The following is an 18,336-nucleotide window of genomic DNA, read 5'->3' on the forward strand; positions in this document are numbered from 1 at the left end:
GATCAGCACCAATCGGCGGTGTCCTCGGTCGACTGACGGGTTCAGCAGAATGGCACCCACGCCGGCCTGATATCTAGGTATACCGAGTTCACGTAGGCGCCGTTCGTCAATCGCACCCACGTGGTGCTGGATCCATGCCCTGAACTCGTTCGCAGATCTCCGGTGGTCTGGCACGCGATCGTGACCGTCATGCCGTCTTTCAGATCATCTGGATACATGCGAGTTGCACTGGTACGCGGAGCGATCCGCTGCTGCACCCCGCACGAACCTCCCTCATCGCAGGTGCCGACGACGACGCCGACCGGCTGTAGTGAGGCATTGACCGTTGGTGTGACGACCACTGGCGACGGGCGGGTCACGGTGACTGTGGACGGGGGCAGCGGCGCGCTGCCGGCGGTGAGATTCGGTGGCGACTGCGGCAGAGGCGCTGCGACGGTCACCGTCGTTTGTTGGGTGGTTGTGGATGTGTAGTTGCTCTGCTTCGCCACGATGAGGAGCCCTCCGACGAGGGCGACGACACCAATTGCGATGGCAGCGGCCACGATCCATGCAGTGCGATGCGTGCCGAGAGTCTGAGGAGCCTGTGCTGTTGATGGCGGAGGCAGCGTGTGATGTGCGACGGGTTCTCTAACCATCGTCAATCCGGGGAGCACGGCGGCCATGGTCGGTGCCGCCGCGTCGGTACCGCGCTGGGCCGCGAATGCACTCGCGAAATCTGTGCACTTCGCGAAGCGTCCATTGGGGTCTTTGGCCAGTGCTGCGGCAAACACCGGCTCAAACGCCGCGAGATCAGGCCGGATGGCCCGTAGTGGTGGAGGCGACGAACGCAAGTGGTGGCTGATGACCACAGCAGCGTTGGAATTCGGGAACAGGACTGTGCCGGTCAGCAGGTGGTACGCGGTGGCCGCCAATGCATACTGATCGGCGCGGCCATCGAGCGCCTCACCCAGAAGCTGTTCGGGTGCAACGTAATCCACGGTGCCCACTGTCATGTTTGTGGCAGTGAGTCCGGCTCGGTCGTCCATTGTTCTAGCGATGCCGAAATCGCTCAGCAGAATGCGCCGCCCGCCGTTGTCGTCGGCGTCGGTAAGCAGGATGTTCGCGGGTTTGATGTCTCGGTGTAGCAAGCCTTTGCTATGCGCGTAATCCAGTGCCGCACCAACCGCATTGATGATTTCGGCGACGAGATCGATCGGCATGCCACTCGGATATTGGCGCTTCAACAGCGTGCTGGCGTCTTCTCCTTCGACGTAGTCCATCGACAGCCACAGTTTGCCGTGGAACTCGCCGCGGTCGTGTACACCGACGATGTGCGGATGCCACAGTGTGGCGGCGAGGTCGGCTTCACGGAGAAACCGTTCGCGGAATTCGGCGTCGTCGGATGCTTCGCCCGCGAGCAGTTTCAGTGCGTCCCGTCGGGGCAATCGAGGATGCTGCGCCAAATAGACCTCGCCCATCCCGCCGGCCCCGATGCGGCGGATGATTGTGAAGTCCGCAAACTGCTCGTGGACCTCTAGCGACATGCGGGGATGGTACCCGGCAGTTTCACAGGGAATGGCCTGGTTTTGCCAACTTCAATGGTCTGGGGCGCTGCTCGCCGATCCCGGATGGGTGAACCGCCTGCGCACGGGCACCCTGGACGGGTTCAATGGCTACGATGCGGCCAGTGCGCTGGCCCGGTTGGCCTGACCACATACTGGGAACAAGCAGGTACATCGCAATGTTGGGAGAAGCGTGAGCACCAAAGACATCACCGCCGCCGAATTCAACGGCATCATCAGCGACAACGACATCGTGCTGGTGGACTTCTGGGCGTCATGGTGCGGACCGTGCCGGGCGTTCGCCCCGACGTTCACCGCATCGTCCGAGAAGCACCCCGACGTCTTTCACGCCAAGGTCGACACCGAGGCCGAGCAGGGTCTGGCCAGCGCGGCCGAGATCCAGGCCATCCCGACCCTGATGGCGTTCAAGAAGGGCCAGCTGGTCTTCCGTCACTCGGGCATGCTCGCCGCGAACCAGCTCGACGAGGTCATCAGCCAGATCAAGGAATTCGACATCGACGCCGCGATGGCCGACGACAGCGCGACCACCGACATCTGAGCAATCTGCACTGCCGGCGGGTGTGACATTGCGCACCCGCTAGCGTGCAGGACGTGAGCGAACAGACCCCACTGGTACTCGTCGACCGGCCGCGCCCAGGCGTCGCACTGGTCACCCTGAACCGCCCCGAGCGGATGAACTCCATGGCCTTCGACGTCATGGTCCCGCTCAAGGCGGCGCTCGACGAGATCAACCACGACAACGACGTGCGCGCGGTCGTCCTCACCGGAGCCGGCCGCGGGTTCTCGTCGGGTGCCGACCACAAGTCGGCCGGGTCGGTGCCGCACGTGGCCGGGCTGACCCGCCCGACGTTCGCGCTGCGCTCCATGGAGGTGCTCGACGACGTCATCCTTGCCCTGCGCAAGCTGCACCAACCCGTGATCGCAGCGGTAAACGGTGCGGCCATCGGCGGCGGGCTGTGCCTGGCACTGGCGTGCGACATCCGGGTCGCCGCCGAGGGCGCCTACTTCCGGGCCGCGGGCATCAACAACGGCCTCACGGCCAGCGAACTGGGCCTGTCCTATCTGCTGCCGCGGGCCATCGGCACGTCGCGGGCATTCGAGGCGATGCTCACCGGCCGGGACATCGACTCGCAAGAGGCCGAGCGCATCGGTCTGGTGTCGCGGACCGTCGCCGACGATCAGCTCCTGCAAACCTGCTTCGACATGGCCGAGCGCATCGGCTCGTTCTCCCGCCCGGGAATCGAGTTGACCAAGCGGACTCTCTGGAGTGGACTGGACGCCGGTAGTCTGGAGAGCCATATGCAGGCCGAAGGCCTGGGTCAGCTCTTCATCCGACTGCTCACCGCCAACTTCGAAGAGGCGGTTGCCGCGCGCGCCGAGAAACGACCCGCGGTCTTCACCGACGAGCGCTAGCGCGAGGAATCGGCTAGCACCGTCGACAAGTAGGCAGTACCCCGAGCCAAGGAGGCAGCAGCGTGATCACCGCAACGGACCTGGAGGTCCGCGCCGGAGCGCGCACGTTGCTGGCCTTCGAGGGTTCCGCGCTGCGCATCCAGCCGGGCGACCGGATCGGTCTGGTCGGCCGCAACGGCGCCGGCAAGACCACCACTCTGCGCATCCTGGCCGGTGAAAGCCAGCCCTACGCGGGCTCGGTCGAGCGGATCGGTGAAGTCGGATACCTGCCACAGGATCCGAAGGAAGGCGATCTGGACGTCCTGGCCCGTGACCGGGTGCTCTCGGCCCGCGGACTGGACACCTTGCTCGCGGACCTGGAGAAAGTGCAGGCCATCATGGCCGAGGTCGTCGACGACGCCGCGCGCGACAAGGCGGTGCGCCGGTACGGCGTTCTGGAGGAGCGGTTTTCGGCCCTGGGCGGGTACGCCGCAGAGAGTGACGCCGGCCGGATCTGCGCCAGCCTGGGCCTGCCGGACCGGGTGCTGACCCAGCCGCTGCGGACCCTGTCCGGCGGTCAGCGTCGCCGCATCGAACTGGCCCGCATCCTGTTCGGCGCATCCGAGGGCACCGGCTCCAACACCACGCTGCTGCTGGACGAGCCGACCAACCACCTCGATGCCGACTCCATCGGCTGGCTGCGCACGTTCCTGCAGAGCCACACCGGCGGCCTCGTGGTGATCAGCCACGATGTCGAGCTGCTCGCCGACGTGGTGAACCGGGTGTGGTTCCTGGACGCCGTACGCGGCGAGGCCGACGTCTACAACATGGGCTGGCAGAAGTACCTGGACGCCCGCGCCACCGACGAGCAGCGCCGCCGCCGCGAGCGCGCCAACGCTGAGAAGAAGGCCAGTGCGCTGCGGACCCAGGCTGCCAAGATGGGTGCCAAGGCCACCAAAGCCGTTGCGGCACAGAACATGTTGCGCCGCGCCGAGCGCATGATCGCCGAGCTCGATGCCGAGCGCGTGGCCGACAAGGTCGCCAAGATCAAGTTCCCGACGCCGGCACCGTGCGGCAAGACGCCGCTCATCGTCAAGGGTCTGACCAAGACCTATGGCTCGCTGGAGATCTTCACCGGCGTGGACCTCGCGATCGACCGGGGTTCGCGCGTCGTCGTGCTCGGCCTCAACGGTGCCGGTAAGACGACGCTGTTGCGTCTGCTGGCGGGCGTGGAGACCGCCGACGCCGGCGGTATCGAACCTGGCTACGGCCTGAAGATCGGTTACTTCGCGCAGGAGCACGACACTCTCGACAACGCGGCGACGGTGTGGGACAACATCCGGCACGCCGCCCCGGACACGGGCGAGCAGGATCTGCGTGGCCTGCTGGGCGCGTTCATGTTCACCGGCCCGCAGCTGGATCAGCCCGCCGGCACACTGTCCGGTGGCGAGAAAACCCGGCTGGCCTTGGCGGGCCTGGTCGCCTCGACCGCCAACGTGTTGCTCCTCGACGAGCCGACCAACAACCTGGACCCGGCATCGCGCGAGCAGGTGCTCGATGCGCTGCGCAGTTACGCCGGTTCGGTGGTGCTCGTGACGCACGACCCGGGCGCGGCCGAGGCGCTCAATCCGCAGCGAGTGCTGCTGCTGCCCGACGCCACCGAGGACTTCTGGTCGGACACCTACCGCGATCTCATCGAATTGGCCTGACCCGATTCACCGAATCGCCCGCGCCGAGCGACTGCTGTTTCTTACGCTGATTCCCGTCAGCCCGGTATACCGCCGGGGGAGAGTCAGGGGACCGGCGATGAGGCAATCCAAGGCATCTCGCGACCAGATGATGACCCAGCTGCGCAACGCCTACGAGAGCGGCGCCAGTATCAGGTCATTGGTGGCCATATCTGGCAAATCCTATGGGTCGGTGCACAGCATGCTGGTGCAGTCGGGCGCGGTCATGCGCAGCCGCGGCGGCCCCAACCACACCCGCAAGATTGCCTGAATAGCCCGCGGCCCAGCCGCTTTCGCCGCGAACGGACATTCGCGGAGTCGTCCTGCGCGTGCGGGGGTACGCACAAGACGGTCTCCGCGGTTCGTAACCCGTTAACGCGCCCTAGATTTCGTCCGTCAGCCGCACCGGGGCAATCATCTCGAAGACGTCGCCCGGACCGGGGTTCGTCGGCGAGGTCGATCCACCGAACTGATCCATCACGGCCCACACCGCGTTGAGCGCCGTGGTGATCGCGCCCTCCGCCCACCCCGCCGTCCACGAGATGTCGTCACCGGCCAGGTAAATGCCGCGATGCCGTTCGTCGAGGCCATGCTGCATGAAGTGGGTGTACAGCGTCTCCTGGTAGCGGTAGTGGCCCGGCAGGTTCGCCTTGAACGCACCCATGAAGTTGCGCTCGATCTCCCACGACACCGTCTTCGGCGTCTCGATGATGTGGCTGCGGATGTCGACATTCGGGTAGATCGCCTGCAGCGACTTGAGCATGAGGTCCATGCGCTCGGTTGCGTTCAGCGGCACGATCTTCCGGGAGTCGTCCTCCCAGGTGTACGACAGGCAGATGACGCCGGGCTTCTCGTTGCCGTTCGCGTCGAGCCCCTGATCGAGCAGATAGGTGCCACGGCTCATCCGGTCGGTCAGCGTCATCGACATGACGTCGCGGCCCTGGGCGTCCTTGTCTTTCCAGAACGGGCGGTCCACCAACACGAACACTTTCGATGAACCCATGTAGTGGGTCTGCTCGATGGCCGACCACACATTCGACGGGAACAGGTCGTCGTCGCAGCGAATGTTGTTGAGCAGCATCCATGATTGGGCGGTGACGATGACGGCGTCATAGGTGCGGGTTTCCCCGTCGGCGTCGGTAATCGTGTAGCGGTTGGGGTGCGTGCGCCGGATGTCGGTGACGGCGCCTCGGGTCTTGCCGCCGTGCAGCGATTCGAGCGAGGTGCCGGCCGGCCAGTGGGCGAGGCGCTCGGGGGAGCGCTGCCACAGGCGCAGCGGGAGCTGCTGCGAACCGCCCACCACGCCGCGGTGGTTGTCGTCGGCCTCGGTGAGCACCACCCGCAGGATTTCGAGCATCGAACTCGGGTAGTCGGTGTCCCAGCCGCCCGTGCCGAAGCCGACCTTGCCGAAGATCTCGCGCAGCTCGAACGACTTGAAGTGGTGCGACTTGGTCAGGAAGCCCCAGAACGTCTCGTCGTCGAGTTCGCGAACGAGCTTGCCCCACGCCGACTTCAGCGCCTGGGTGTCACGCTCGCGGATGGCGTTCTGGATCGCGTGCAGGTCGGCGCCGTCCTCGAGCGTCTGGCGCCAGGCGTCGGCGACGTCGGTGAAGGCCTGCGGCAGGTCGGCGAGCTTCTCGGCGTAGTACGTCTGGCCCTTGAGGTCGACGACGGTGCTGGGCGCCGCAACCGACAGCGGGTTCGGGAACTCGACGGTCTCGATGCCGACCTTGTCGAAGTACTCGTAGAGCGTGGTGGAGGTGGGCGGGAACCGCATGGCGCCCATCTCGGCCACCGCGTCGGGGGCGTGCTCGAACGGGATGGACCGCATGCGGCCGCCGATCTGATCCGCTTCGTAGACAACGGGTTTGAGGCCCAGCTTCATGAGTTCGTAGGCGGCGGTGATGCCGGCGCAGCCGCCGCCGACGATCGCGACCTCGGTGCCGTGGCGGTCGGCGGGGATGGCGCCGAGGCCTGCAGCGGAGGACACGTAGTCGTCGTAGGGGAAGGGGAAGTCCGGTCCGAACATCGTTATGGGCTTGGCTGCCGGCTGGTCCGACAACGATGTTTCGTTGATGGGCTGGGGGACAGTCATCGGATCTGGTTCTCCTGGTAGAGGTCTCGGCGGCGATCGCTGAGATGGGTGTTGACTGCGCGGGACACGGCTACCGCGGTGGGATCAATCTGGGTGATGAGCAATTGCTCGGCTTTACCAGCGCGACTCAGTTCGGTCGTGTCGGGCGCGATGGTGCAGCTCAGTCCGCAGTATTCGAGGTCGTTCTCGACTCCGGCACGGTTGACGTACGAGAGGAACAGCTGACTTTCGTAGGCGCGGGCGGGCACGATGTGCGTCGCGACGAAACTCCATGGCTCCATGAGTCCCGTTGGGACGACCAGCCATTCGGTACCCGCGTCGGCGTGTGCCCGCGCGTTCTCCGGGAACTCGATGTCGTAGCAGACCAAGAGGCCGCAGGTGACGCCGTCGAGGTCGAACTGCGTGATCCACTGTGAACCGGGGGTGAAGTAGTCCCGGTCGAAACCGTAGAGATGGGTCTTCCGGTAGTTGGCCAGGGATTCGCCGTCGCGGTCGACGACCTGCACGCTGTTGTACGGCTGACCGGGCGCCGACTCCGGATACCCGTAGACGACGGCGATTCCGGTGTCGCGCGCAATCTGCTGAACGGCCCGGAAGATCGGGCCGTCGGCGGGTTCGGCGCGCCGGGCGATGTCGGTTCCGATGTTGTATCCGGTGGCCGACATCTCCGGGGTGACGACGATCCGGCAGCCGGCGTCGGCGGCCTGCCTGGCCGCCGACGCGATGGCGGCCAGGTTCTCGGCGACGGTCCCGGATTCCTGCGGACCTTGGAACATGCCGACGGTGATCATCTACGCAGCGTCCACTCGCAGCTTGGATTTCCTGATGCTGTAACCGAAGTAGACCACGAGGCCGAGGGCACCCCAGATGCCGAACGCGATCCAGGTCGCGACAGGCAGCGCCCACATCAGGTAGCAGCAGAACAGGAAGCCCAGGATCGGTGCGACGGGGAACAGCCGCAGCCGGAACGTGCGATCGAGATCGGGGCGCGTGCGGCGCAGGATGATGACGGCGATGTTGACCAGGGCGAAGGCGAACAGGCAGCCGATCGAGGTGGCGTTGGCCAGCTCGCCCAGCGAGATGAAGCCGGCCAGCAGTGACACCACGACGCCGCAGATGACGATGTTCCACGTCGGCACGAAGGTTCTCGGGTTGACCTTGGCGAACAGCGCGGGAACCAGTCCGTCGACGGCCATGGTGTAGAGGATGCGGGTCTGTCCGTACTGGACGGCGAGGACGACGCTGGCGATGGCTATGACGGCACCGACCGACAGGATGATGGCCGGCACGTTGCTGGTGGTGATGCCGCTGAGCGCGACGGCGAGGGTGGCGCCTTCGTCGGCGCTGAACTTGGTCCAGCTCATGGCGCCGAGCGCCGCCAGTGCCACCGCCAGGTACAGCACGGTGACGATCAACAGCGAGGCCATGATCGCGCGCGGCAGGTCCCGCTTGGGGTTCTTGGCCTCGTTGCCGGCGGTGGACGCCGCATCGAAGCCGATGTAGGAGAAGAAGACCTGGGACGCCGCGGCGGAGACGCCGAGGAAGCCGAGTGGCATGAACGGGGTCAGGTTGCCGGCCTTGAACGCGGTGAAGGCGACGGCACAGAAGAAGACCAGCACGACGCACTTGAGGATGACCATCGCGGTGTTGACGACCGCGGACTCGGATGCGCCCCGCAGCAGCAGGATCGACGCGAGCACCACGATCGCGACGGCGGGCAGGTTGATGACGCCACCTTCGCCGGGTGCGGCGGTGATGGCTGCGGGGAGTTCGACGCCGAACAACTGGTGCAGCAGGGTGTTGATGTAGCCGCCCCAGCCGACGGCGACCGCCGCGACGGACACGCCGTACTCGAGCATCAGACACCAGCCGCACACCCAGGCCCAGAACTCGCCCATGGTGGCGTAGGCGTAGGAGTAGGAGCTGCCGGAGACGGGGATGGTGCCCGCGAGCTCGGCGTAGGACAGCGCCGAGAACAGCGCGGTGACGGCGGCGAGGATGAATGAGAGCAGGACGGCGGGGCCGGCTTTTGGTACCGCCGCGCCGAGAATGACGAAGATTCCGGTGCCGAGGGTGGCGCCGATGGACAGGGCGGTCAGATGGATGAATCCCATCGACCTTTTGAGGTGGGGGCCGTCGGTGGCGTCGTTCGCAGCGACGATGTCGTCAACCGACTTTTGCGCGCTCATCGCGCGCAGAATGCCCGGCCTGGGGGCCTCGGTGATGGCCAAGGGGAGCTCCGTGGAGAGGAGGGCGCGCCACGAGATTTGTGACTCGCGTAACAGAGTGCGGTACGTCACTCCCATCTGTCAACAGCCGGAGTGACTTAGGAAACAATTGTTGCCTTTGGGGTCCCTGCTGCCTACCCTATGGGGCAGTGATCTGAGCCACATCAAAGGGGATGCCATGGCAGGTGCAATCGAGACCCGGTCTATCGACTGGATTCCGACCCGGGAACGCAAGGGCAAGGTGCATCACCAGGCGCCGTTCTGGTTTACCGGGAACTTCGTGTTGACCACGATGGTCACGGGCTTCCTCGGGCCGGCCAACGGCTTGTCCGCGGGGTGGTCGGTACTGGCCGCGGTCGCTGGCGCCTGCTTCGGGACGCTCTTCATGTGCTTCCACGCCAACCAGGGCCCGACGATGGGCCTGCCGCAGATGATTCAGTCGCGCGCCCAGTTCGGTTCGCGCGGCGCTCTCGTTCCCTTCATCGCCGTCATCTTCGTCTACATCGGCTTCAACGTCTTCAACACGATCCTCGCGACATCGGGCTTCAAGACGGTCTTCCCCGGCCCGAACTGGGTCTGGTACCTCGGGCTGATGGTGGCCGCGATCGTCATCGCCGTCGTGGGCTTCGACCTGATGATGGTCGTGCAGCGCTGGCTGACGTACCTGCTGATCGTCGTGTTCGGTGTACTGACCGTGTACGCGTTGTCGACATTGCACCTGAACGCCGCCATCCCCGACGGCGGCAAGTTCTCGCTGACGGTGTTCCTGATGCAGTTCGCCGCGGCGGCCGGCTATCAGATTTCGTACGCGGTCTACGTGTCCGACTATTCGCGGTACCTGCCCGAGAACACCTCGGCCAAGCACGTCATCTGGTGGACCTATCTGGGGGCCGCCGGCTCGTCGGTGTGGCTGATGTCGTTCGGCGCCATCCTGGCGTCCGCGCTGCCGACACCGGATGCCATCGCGTCGATCCGGACCGTCGGCAACCAATTGTTGCCCGGTTTCGGCACTTTCACCGTCGTGGTGTCGTCGGTGGCGTTGGTGACCATCATGTCGGTCAACGCCTACGGCGCCAGCCTGACCAGCATGAGCGCCCTCGACGCCTTCCGGCCGATCACGCCCACCATTCGGCTGCGGGTGATCGGCATCGCGGTCACGTCGTTCATCGCGTTCGTCGTCGCGCTGTCGCTGCCCGAGGGCTACCTCGAGTCGTTCAACACCTTCGTGCTGCTGATGCTGTACTTCCTGATCCCGTGGACCGCCGTGAACCTGGTCGACTTCTATTTCGTTCGGCGCGGGCACTATTCGATCGTCGACATCTTCCGGCCGGACGGGATCTACGGCCGGTGGTCCTGGCGGGGACTGGCGGCGTACGTCCTCGGCATGGTGTCGATGGTGCCGTTCGTGGCATTGCACTTCTACGAAGGGCCGATCGCCAAACTGCTTGGGGGAGTGGATATCTCGTTCATCGTCGGGCTGGCGGTGTCCGGCCTGGCGTACTACGTCCTGACCCGCGGTGTCGATCTCGGTGGCGAGCACGCGGCGGCCGAGCGCAGCCGCGAAGAGTTGAGTGCCGCCTAGCGGCGGGGCTACTCAGCTGCCTCGGCGAGGCGGCGATGCGCCAGGGCCGGGGTCAGCACCCACAGCACCTTCGCCCCGGACTGCGCATCGGCGTGGAAAGCGTGGGGACGATCCGCATCGAAGGTCAGTGCGTCGCCCTGGTTGAGGGTGATGCGGCTGCCGTTGCCCTCGATGAAATCGATGTGGAGCCGGCCCTCGATGACCATGGCGAACTCGACCTCGGCGGGCAGGGAGTAGGTGTCGGTCCCGCTGCCGCCGCCGGGCTCGATATCGCTCATCAGGACCTGGAAGCGGCGCTCATTGCTCGGCGTCAGTTGGAACTCGTTCATCTTTGTTCCGCCGAACTCGATGGGCGGGTACTCCCCGGCGCGGACCACCTCGCCGACGGGCGTTTCGTCGAACAGGGAACCGACCTGCAATTCGAGTGCCTCGCAGATGCGGATGAGCGCGGCGACGGACGCGTTGGACTGGCCGCGTTCGACCTTCGACAGATAGCCCTTGGTGACGCCACTGGCGGCGGCGAGTTCATCGAGGGTCATCCGCTTGGCGCTGCGGGCAGCCTTCAAGCGTGCGGCGATCGATAGTTGCGTTGCCGGCGAACCGCCCACGATTTCCTCCTAGGAAACAAAGGTTGACAATAATTCTACTGCCGGAAACAATGAGACCCAAGCCACACGCCACGACTTTGGAGAACCGATGAGCTTCGACCGGTACATCACGACCACCGCGCCCGACGGCCGCGAGATCATCGGCCAGGTCGATGCCAGCCGTTTCCCGCGCTACGCCGAACCGGCCACCTTCGCGCGGGTGCCGCGCCTGGACCAGGTGTCGTCACCCGACGTCACGATCCTCGGCGTCCCGTTCGACTCCGGCGTTTCCTACCGCCCGGGCGCGCGCTTCGGCCCCGGCCACATCCGGGCGGCGTCCAAGCTGCTGCGGCCCTACAACCAGGCGCTCGACGTGTCACCGTTCGCCAACCAGCAGGTCGCCGACGCCGGAGACATCGGCGTCGACCCGTTCAACATCAACGAGGCGATCGAGACCATCGACGCCGAGGTGACCGCGCTGCGCAAGGACGGCAGCGCCGTGCTGACGCTGGGCGGCGACCACACGATCGCGCTGCCGATCCTGCGCTCGCTGCACCGCGACCACGGCCCCATCGCCGTGCTGCATTTCGACGCCCACCTCGACACCTGGGACACCTACTTCGGTGCCGCCTACACGCACGGCACCCCGTTCCGCCGGGCCAGCGAAGAGGGCCTCATCGACATGGAGCGCTCGCTGCACATGGGTATCCGCGGTCCGCTGTACAGCAAGAAGGACCTCGAGGACGACGCGATCCTGGGCTTCCAGGTCATCCGCTCGGACGACTACCAGGTCGACGGTCTGGCCAGCGTGCGTGAGCGCATGGTGAAGCGGCTGACCGGCCAGGGCGAGCGAAGCGACGGGAAAAACGGTGCCCCGGTTTACGTCTCCGTCGACATCGATGTGCTCGACCCGGCGCACGCGCCCGGGACCGGGACGCCGGAAGCCGGGGGATTGACCTCGCGCGAGCTGCTGCACTCGCTGCGCTCGCTCACCGGCCTGAACGTCGTCGGCGCCGACATCGTCGAGGTGTCGCCGGCCTACGACCATGCCGAGCTGACGGGGATCGCGGCCGCACACGTCGGCTATGAACTGCTGTCGGTGATGAGCGCCAACCGCTAACAGAGCCGCTAGGGCTTGCGGCGCACCGACGCCTCGACGATGTCGAGGACGGCGGTCAGATCCTCGCCGGTCTGACCCGAGGCGAGCCGCGCGATGAGGCCGTCGAGCACCAGGTCGAGATAGATGTGCAGCACTTCGGTGGGCACGTCGTCACGGAGCGTGCCGGCGGCCTTCTTGCGCTCCAGACGAGCGATGGTGGCCTGGTTGAGTTCCTCGTAGCGCTGCTGCCATTCGGCGCGGAACTCGGCGTCGGTGCGCAGCCGGCGGGCGATCTCCAGCCGGGTGCCCAGCCACTGGTAGTTGTCCGGCTTGGCGAGCATGTTGCGCATGACCTGGACGAGGCCGTCCTTCTCGACGGTCTGCGCCATGCGCTCACCGTCTTCCTCGGCGAGCGCGAAGAACAGCGCGTCCTTGTCGCGGAAATGATGGAAGATCGCGCCGCGCGACATCGCGGTGGCTTCTTCGAGCAGCCGCACGGTCGCACCCTCGTACCCGAACTCGGAGAAACAGCGTCGAGCCCCGTCGAGGATTTGCGCTCGGCGGGCGGCGAGGTGATCGTCGCTAACTTTGGGCACGAGGGCTCCTACTGGTGAACGGTTGGGCGGCCCGAAAGGCCGCCCAACCGTGTCAGCCAGCTATCAGGACTCGCTACCCGACCGCAGCATGTTCCGCAGCACGTACTGCAGGATGCCGCCGTTGCGGTAGTAGTCGGCCTCACCGGGCGTGTCGATGCGGACCACGGCGTCGAACTCGACCTTTTCGCCGCTTTCCTTCGTGGCCGTGACGTGCACGGTCTTCGGGGTCTTGCCGTTGTTCAGCTCGGTGATGCCCGCGATGTCGAACGTCTCGGTGCCGTCGAGGCCCAAGGACTTCCACGACTCGCCCGCCGGGAACTGCAGCGGGACGACGCCCATGCCGATCAGGTTCGAGCGGTGGATGCGCTCGAACGATTCGACGATGACCGCCTTGACGCCCAGCAGGCTGGTGCCCTTGGCGGCCCAGTCGCGCGAGCTACCCGAGCCGTACTCCTTGCCGCCCAGCACGACCAGCGGAGTGCCGGCCGCCTGGTAGTTCTGCGACGCGTCGTAGATGAACGACTGCGGGCCGCCCTCCTGGGTGAAGTCGCGCGTGTAGCCGCCCTGCGTGCCCTCGAGGCCGATACCGTCGAGCACGCGGTTCTGGAGGCGGATGTTCGCGAACGTGCCGCGGATCATCACCTCGTGGTTACCGCGACGGCTGCCCAGCGAGTTGTAGTCCTTGCGGGCCACGCCGTGCGAATCCAGGTACTGCGCAGCCGGGGTGCCCGGCTTGATCGGACCGGCCGGGCTGATGTGGTCGGTGGTCACCGAATCGCCCAGCAGGGCGAGCACTCGGGCGCCCGAGATGTCGGTGACGGGTGCCGGCTCCATCTGCATGCCGTCGAAGTACGGCGCCTTGCGCACGTACGTCGAGTTCTCGTCCCACTCGAACGTGTCGCCCTCGGGGGTCGACAGGTTCTGCCAGCGCTCGTCGCCGGCGAAGATCGTCGAGTACGACTTGCGGAACATGTCCTGGCTGATCGCCGACTTGATGGTGTCGTCGATCTCCTGCGCCGACGGCCAGATGTCCTTGAGGAAGACGTCGTTGCCCTCGGTGTCCTTGCCCAGGGAATCCGTCTCGAAGTCGAAGTCCATGGTGCCGGCGAGCCCGTACGCGATGACCAGCGGCGGCGAGGCCAGGTAGTTCATCTTGACGTCGGGGGAGATGCGTCCCTCGAAGTTGCGGTTACCGGACAGCACCGCGGTGACGGTGAGGTCGTTGTCGTTGATGGCCTTGCTGATCTCGTCGGGCAGCGGGCCGGTGTTGCCGATGCACGTCGTGCAGCCGTAGCCGCCCAGGTAGTAGCCGAGCTTCTCGAGGTACGGCCACAGGCCGGCCTTCTCGTAGTAGTCGGTGACGACCTGAGAGCCGGGGGCCATGTTGGTCTTGACCCAGGGCTTGGTGGTGAGGCCCTTCTCGACGGCGTTGCGCGCGAGCAGTGCCGCGCCGAGCATCACCGACGGGTTCGAGGTGTTAGTGCAGGACGTGATGCCCGCGACCGCGACCGCGCCGTGGTCGAGCACGAACGTGCCCCGCTCGCCGGTCACGGTGATCGGCTTGCTCGGGCGGCCCTCGGCGCCGTTGGCGGCGGACTGGACGTCGACGGCACCGTCGTCGGCGAACGACAAGGCGGCCGAGTCGCTGGCCGGGAAGGACTCTTCGACGGCCTCATCGAGGTGCGTGTGCGGAGTGGGCGCAGCAGGGGTGCCGTCGTTGGTGTAGTTGTGGATGTCCTTGCGGAACGCGATCTTGCTCTCCGACAACAGGATTCGGTCCTGCGGGCGCTTCGGGCCGGCGATCGACGGGACCACCGTGGACAGGTCCAGCTCGATGTACTCGGAGAAGGCCGGCTCACGATCGGCGTCGTGCCACATGCCCTGGGCCTTGGCGTAGGCCTCGACCAGCGCGAGCTGCTCGTCGGTGCGGCCGGTGAGGCGCAGGTAGTTGATGGTCTCCCCGTCGATCGGGAAGATCGCAGCGGTGGAACCGAATTCGGGGCTCATGTTGCCCAGCGTCGCGCGGTTCGCGAGCGGCACCTCGGCGACGCCCTTGCCGTAGAACTCGACGAACTTGCCGACGACGCCGTGCTTGCGCAGCATGTCGGTGACGGTCAGCACCACGTCGGTGGCGGTCACGCCGGGCTGGATCTCGCCGGTCAGCTTGAAGCCGACGACGCGCGGGATCAGCATCGAGACGGGCTGGCCCAGCATGGCGGCCTCGGCCTCGATGCCGCCGACGCCCCAGCCCAGCACGCCCAGGCCATTCTCCATGGTGGTGTGGCTGTCGGTACCCACACAGGTGTCGGGGTAGGCCTGGCCGTTACGGACCATCACGACGGGCGCCAGGTACTCGATGTTGACCTGGTGCACGATGCCCATGCCCGGGGGGACGACCTTGAAATCGTCGAACGCGCCCTGGCCCCAGCGCAGGAACTGGTAGCGCTCGCCGTTGCGCTCGTACTCCAAGTCGACGTTGCGCTCGAGGGCGTCGGCGCGGCCGAAGACGTCGAGGATCACCGAGTGGTCGATGACCATGTCGGCGGGAGAGAGCGGGTTGACCTTGTTGGGGTCGCCGCCCAGGGTGGTGACGGCCTCGCGCATGGTGGCCAGGTCCACGATGCAGGGCACGCCGGTGAAGTCCTGCATGATCACGCGGGCGGGGGTGAACTGGATTTCGGTGTTCGGCTCAGCCGAGGGATCCCAGTTGGCCAGGGCCAGGATGTGATCCTTGGTGATGTTCGCGCCGTCTTCGGTGCGCAGCAGGTTCTCCGCAAGCACCTTGAGGCTGTAGGGAAGCTTCTCGGTCCCCGGCACCGCGTCGAGGCGGAAAATCTCGTAGCTGTTTTCCCCGACAACGAGCGTGTCACGGGCTCCAAATGAATTGCTGCTCACATCAACTCCCGGCTAGATCTCGCCGCGACGGGCTGTGTCAGCGGCGCGTTGCTACCCTAACAGTACGCTTGTCCTATGAGCGCCCAGGGGGTGGCTACAGTGTTGTCGGGTTGTGGGTGTGCCGTCAGGGAGTTCGCCGAAATTCCAGTACCGTTTGCCCCGTGACAACTTTCGCGGCATTCATTCCGCCGGACGTCTGTGCCACGGTCGGGCAGGACCCGGCCAAGACCCCCGTCGACGTCTGCATGGCGACGGTGATCACGCAGGTGCGTGACGGTGGGGTCAGTGCGCCGGGCATCGCGCCCGCCAAGACGCCGGCCACGCCGCAGGAAGCAAAGCAGGCCGCCGAGGCCGCCACGGAGGCGGCGGCCCTGCGGCAGGTGGTCGCCGACGCCCATGCCAAGGGCATCGACCTCAAGATCGTCGTGCTGCCGACGAGTCCCGGCATCGACACCCCGCTGCGGGACATCGCCGCCGACGTCGGCCATGTGTACCCCGAGTCGACGGTGCTCACCCTGAGTCCTGGATTCGCCGGTGCCTACAGTCCGACCTATGACCGGTCGCACTTGGAAGCGGGTCAGGATCTGGCGAAGACGCCGAGTGTCGTGCAGTCGTCGAAGAATTTTGTGAGCCAGCTGGAAACGCCGATTTTTCCGTGGACGTCGTTCACTCTGGTCGTCATCCTCGGTGTGGTAGCGGCCGCCGTCGGTACCCGGTTCTTGCAGGTTCGGGCCCGGAAATCGGCCAGCGCGGCCGCTCCGGCGACTGTCGCCGCAACTCCTTCGGAGTAGCTGGGCGCGGTGCGCCGCGAATTCGAATATCACTATTCGGTCACACCTTTTTCAATTACACCGATGTGGTTTGTTACTAACGTTTCATTTGTGCAACCTGTGACGTACGGTGCAGTTGGTACCGCATGTTGCAGTTGTGATGAATTTTGATTTCTGCGACTAACGGAACCGACGGATTGCGCCCGCATACGCCTTTCGCGGGCACCAGCGCGCTGGAGCCATAGGAGACCAGAGTCAATGGGACCCAGAGTCAGGGGACACGGCATTCGCCCCTTTGTCATCGGGCTGGGCTGCCGCGTGGGCACCGGATCGCTCGTGTTCGGTGTGATGACCGCGTCCGTATTCGGTTCCGGCACCGCCTCCGCGCAACCCGGCGGCAGCGAGATCGCCGCCCTGGTCACCGATTTGGCCAACGCCAACCAGAAACTGCAGGACCTCGGCGCCTCCATCCAGACCCGGCAGGAATCGGTCAACAAGGCCATCTCCGACGTGCAGACCGCCCGCGACAACGCCGCGACTGCCCAGCAGGACATCGACGCCAGTCAGAGTGGGCTCAAGGACGCCAACGCCGCGATCGCCGCCGCGCAGTCGCACTTCGACAAGTACGCCGAAGCGGCGTACGTCAACGGCCCGTCCGCGTCGTACCTGACCGCCACCGATCCCGGCGAGATGATCAACACCGCCGCCACCGGCCAGGCCCTGACCATCAGCTCGCAGGAGGCCATCGCCGACCTGCAGCGCACCCGGACCGAACTGGCCAATCGCGAATCTGCCGCCCGGCTGGCCAAGCAGAAGGCCGACCAGGCCGTCAAAGATGCGCAGACCAGCCAGGACGACGCGGTCAAAGCCCTGACCGATGCCCGGACCACGTTCGCCGACCAGCAGACCCAACTCGATCAGTTGGTCAGCCAGCGGAATGCGGCCCAGGCCAAGCTCGACGCGGTGCGCACGCAGTGGGCGGCCACGACCACCGGGACGACCACCGGGCCGGCCGCCGCATCCGGTGTGCCCGCCGCCGACCCCGGTCGGTACGCCGCCAACTGGGACGGCGCTCCCACCGCCGCCGGCCCCCGCAAGTGGGACGACGGCGGGTGGGACCCGACCCTGCCGAAGCTGCCCAGCGCCAATATTCCCGGTGACCCGATCGCCGTCATCAACAACGTGCTCGGTATGACCGCCACCTCGGCGCAGGTCACCCAGCAGATGGGCCACAGTTTCCTGCAGAAGCTCGGCCTGGTGCCCGCGGAGGTCACGAAGAGCGGCTACACCAATGGCGCCATCCCGCGCGTCTACGGCAAGCAGGCTTCGGAGTACGTGATCAAGCGCGCCATGACGCAGATCGGCGTGCCGTACTCCTGGGGCGGTGGCACCGCGGCCGGCCCGGGCAAGGGCATCGACTCGGGCGCCGGCACCGTCGGCTTCGACTGCTCGGGCCTGATCCTGTACGCCTTCGCGGGCGTCGGCATCAAGCTGCCGCACTATTCGGGCAACCAGTACGAGATGGGCCGCAAGATCCCGACCTCGCAGGCCCGCCGCGGCGACGTCATCTTCTACGGCCCGGGCGGCAGCCAGCACGTCACCCTGTACCTCGGCAACGGTCAGATGCTAGAAGCGCCGTACACCGGCTCAGACGTGCACGTCTCGCCGGTCCGCACCAGCGGCATGACGCCGTACGTGATCCGTTACATCGAATACTGATTCAGGGCGAGCGAAGCGACGGGAAGAACAGAGGTTATTGCATTGCAGGGCAAGGAATTTCACCGGAGAGACGTCCTCGCGGGC

General features: G+C 66.0%; 15 protein-coding genes. 8 read left to right on the top strand and 7 right to left on the bottom strand.

Annotated elements, in window-relative coordinates:
- Window positions 1-41: 41 nt before the first annotated feature.
- Window positions 42-1,523, bottom strand: a complete 1,482-nt coding sequence (locus TL10_RS29770; protein WP_052506509.1) for a serine/threonine-protein kinase — start codon at window positions 1,521-1,523, stop codon at window positions 42-44.
- Between the two features lie 211 nt (window positions 1,524-1,734).
- Between TL10_RS29770 and trxA the strand changes: the two genes are divergently transcribed.
- The 4 genes from trxA to TL10_RS22545 all read left to right on the top strand — a co-directional run bounded on the left by trxA (window position 1,735) and on the right by TL10_RS22545 (window position 4,952).
- The gene (gene trxA / locus TL10_RS22530) at window positions 1,735-2,100 is read left to right on the top strand and encodes a thioredoxin (protein ID WP_043396413.1); all 366 of its coding nucleotides are present in this window, start codon (window positions 1,735-1,737) and stop codon (window positions 2,098-2,100) included.
- A 44-nt stretch (window positions 2,101-2,144) separates the two neighbouring features.
- Window positions 2,145-2,975, top strand: a complete 831-nt coding sequence (locus TL10_RS22535) for an enoyl-CoA hydratase (protein WP_043396410.1) — start codon at window positions 2,145-2,147, stop codon at window positions 2,973-2,975.
- Window positions 2,976-3,037: 62 nt separating this feature from the next.
- Window positions 3,038-4,663, top strand: a complete 1,626-nt coding sequence (locus TL10_RS22540; RefSeq protein ID WP_043987420.1) for an ABC-F family ATP-binding cassette domain-containing protein — start codon at window positions 3,038-3,040, stop codon at window positions 4,661-4,663.
- Between the two features lie 97 nt (window positions 4,664-4,760).
- Window positions 4,761-4,952, top strand: a complete 192-nt coding sequence (locus TL10_RS22545) for a helix-turn-helix domain-containing protein (protein ID WP_043396403.1) — start codon at window positions 4,761-4,763, stop codon at window positions 4,950-4,952.
- A 111-nt stretch (window positions 4,953-5,063) separates the two neighbouring features.
- Here the strand turns inward: TL10_RS22545 and TL10_RS22550 are convergent, their stop codons facing one another.
- Genes TL10_RS22550 through TL10_RS22560 form a run of 3 tightly spaced genes read right to left on the bottom strand, consistent with a single transcriptional unit; the run spans window position 5,064 to window position 8,965 of the window.
- Complete coding sequence (locus TL10_RS22550; RefSeq protein ID WP_043987421.1) at window positions 5,064-6,776, bottom strand: flavin monoamine oxidase family protein; 1,713 nt, start codon at window positions 6,774-6,776, stop codon at window positions 5,064-5,066.
- Window positions 6,773-7,567, bottom strand: a complete 795-nt coding sequence (locus TL10_RS22555) for a carbon-nitrogen hydrolase family protein (RefSeq protein ID WP_043987422.1) — start codon at window positions 7,565-7,567, stop codon at window positions 6,773-6,775. The genes TL10_RS22550 and TL10_RS22555 overlap by 4 nt, the downstream gene beginning before the upstream one ends.
- On the bottom strand, window positions 7,568-8,965 hold the full coding sequence (locus tag TL10_RS22560) for an amino acid permease (RefSeq protein WP_234711519.1): 1,398 nt from the start codon (window positions 8,963-8,965) through the stop codon (window positions 7,568-7,570). It abuts the gene before it with no gap.
- Between the two features lie 217 nt (window positions 8,966-9,182).
- Between TL10_RS22560 and TL10_RS22565 the strand changes: the two genes are divergently transcribed.
- Window positions 9,183-10,586 carry a purine-cytosine permease family protein gene (locus tag TL10_RS22565; protein WP_043987424.1) on the top strand — a complete coding sequence of 468 codons (1,404 nt, stop codon included), beginning with the start codon at window positions 9,183-9,185 and terminating at the stop codon, window positions 10,584-10,586.
- Window positions 10,587-10,594: 8 nt separating this feature from the next.
- Here TL10_RS22565 and TL10_RS22570 read toward each other — a convergent pair whose 3' ends face one another.
- Window positions 10,595-11,194, bottom strand: a complete 600-nt coding sequence (locus TL10_RS22570) for a helix-turn-helix domain-containing protein (protein WP_043987425.1) — start codon at window positions 11,192-11,194, stop codon at window positions 10,595-10,597.
- A gap of 88 nt (window positions 11,195-11,282) precedes the next feature.
- Between TL10_RS22570 and speB the strand changes: the two genes are divergently transcribed.
- Window positions 11,283-12,293 (top strand): agmatinase, encoded by a 1,011-nt coding sequence (gene speB / locus TL10_RS22575; RefSeq protein WP_043987427.1) that lies wholly within the window; start codon window positions 11,283-11,285, stop codon window positions 12,291-12,293.
- Window positions 12,294-12,301: 8 nt separating this feature from the next.
- Here speB and TL10_RS22580 read toward each other — a convergent pair whose 3' ends face one another.
- Window positions 12,302-12,868: a TetR/AcrR family transcriptional regulator gene (locus tag TL10_RS22580; protein WP_043396396.1), complete on the bottom strand. Its 567-nt coding sequence runs from the start codon at window positions 12,866-12,868 to the stop codon at window positions 12,302-12,304.
- A gap of 63 nt (window positions 12,869-12,931) precedes the next feature.
- A complete protein-coding gene (locus TL10_RS22585) occupies window positions 12,932-15,763 on the bottom strand; it encodes an aconitate hydratase (RefSeq protein WP_043987429.1) in 2,832 nt (943 codons plus the stop codon).
- A 161-nt stretch (window positions 15,764-15,924) separates the two neighbouring features.
- Between TL10_RS22585 and TL10_RS22590 the strand changes: the two genes are divergently transcribed.
- Both TL10_RS22590 and ripA read left to right on the top strand, forming a co-directional pair.
- Window positions 15,925-16,554, top strand: a complete 630-nt coding sequence (locus TL10_RS22590; RefSeq protein ID WP_043987430.1) for an Rv1476 family membrane protein — start codon at window positions 15,925-15,927, stop codon at window positions 16,552-16,554.
- Window positions 16,555-16,791: 237 nt separating this feature from the next.
- On the top strand, window positions 16,792-18,252 hold the full coding sequence (ripA, locus tag TL10_RS22595; RefSeq protein WP_081936708.1) for an NlpC/P60 family peptidoglycan endopeptidase RipA: 1,461 nt from the start codon (window positions 16,792-16,794) through the stop codon (window positions 18,250-18,252).
- Window positions 18,253-18,336: the final 84 nt, after the last annotated feature.

It is taken from the genome of Mycolicibacterium llatzerense, from assembly GCF_000878195.1.
Classification (GTDB): domain Bacteria; phylum Actinomycetota; class Actinomycetes; order Mycobacteriales; family Mycobacteriaceae; genus Mycobacterium; species Mycobacterium llatzerense.

Excerpts from the sequence above, each read along its gene's own strand:
- TL10_RS29770 (WP_052506509.1), bottom strand. The coding sequence starts at position 1,523 with ATGTCGCTAGAGGTCCACGAGCAGTTTGCGGACTTCACAATCATCCGC.
- TL10_RS22545 (WP_043396403.1), top strand. The coding sequence starts at position 4,761 with ATGAGGCAATCCAAGGCATCTCGCGACCAGATGATGACCCAGCTGCGC.
- TL10_RS22550 (WP_043987421.1), bottom strand. The coding sequence starts at position 6,776 with ATGACTGTCCCCCAGCCCATCAACGAAACATCGTTGTCGGACCAGCCG.
- TL10_RS22555 (WP_043987422.1), bottom strand. The coding sequence starts at position 7,567 with ATGATCACCGTCGGCATGTTCCAAGGTCCGCAGGAATCCGGGACCGTC.
- TL10_RS22560 (WP_234711519.1), bottom strand. The coding sequence starts at position 8,965 with ATGAGCGCGCAAAAGTCGGTTGACGACATCGTCGCTGCGAACGACGCC.
- TL10_RS22565 (WP_043987424.1), top strand. The coding sequence starts at position 9,183 with ATGGCAGGTGCAATCGAGACCCGGTCTATCGACTGGATTCCGACCCGG.
- speB (WP_043987427.1), top strand. The coding sequence starts at position 11,283 with ATGAGCTTCGACCGGTACATCACGACCACCGCGCCCGACGGCCGCGAG.
- ripA (WP_081936708.1), top strand. The coding sequence starts at position 16,792 with ATGGGACCCAGAGTCAGGGGACACGGCATTCGCCCCTTTGTCATCGGG.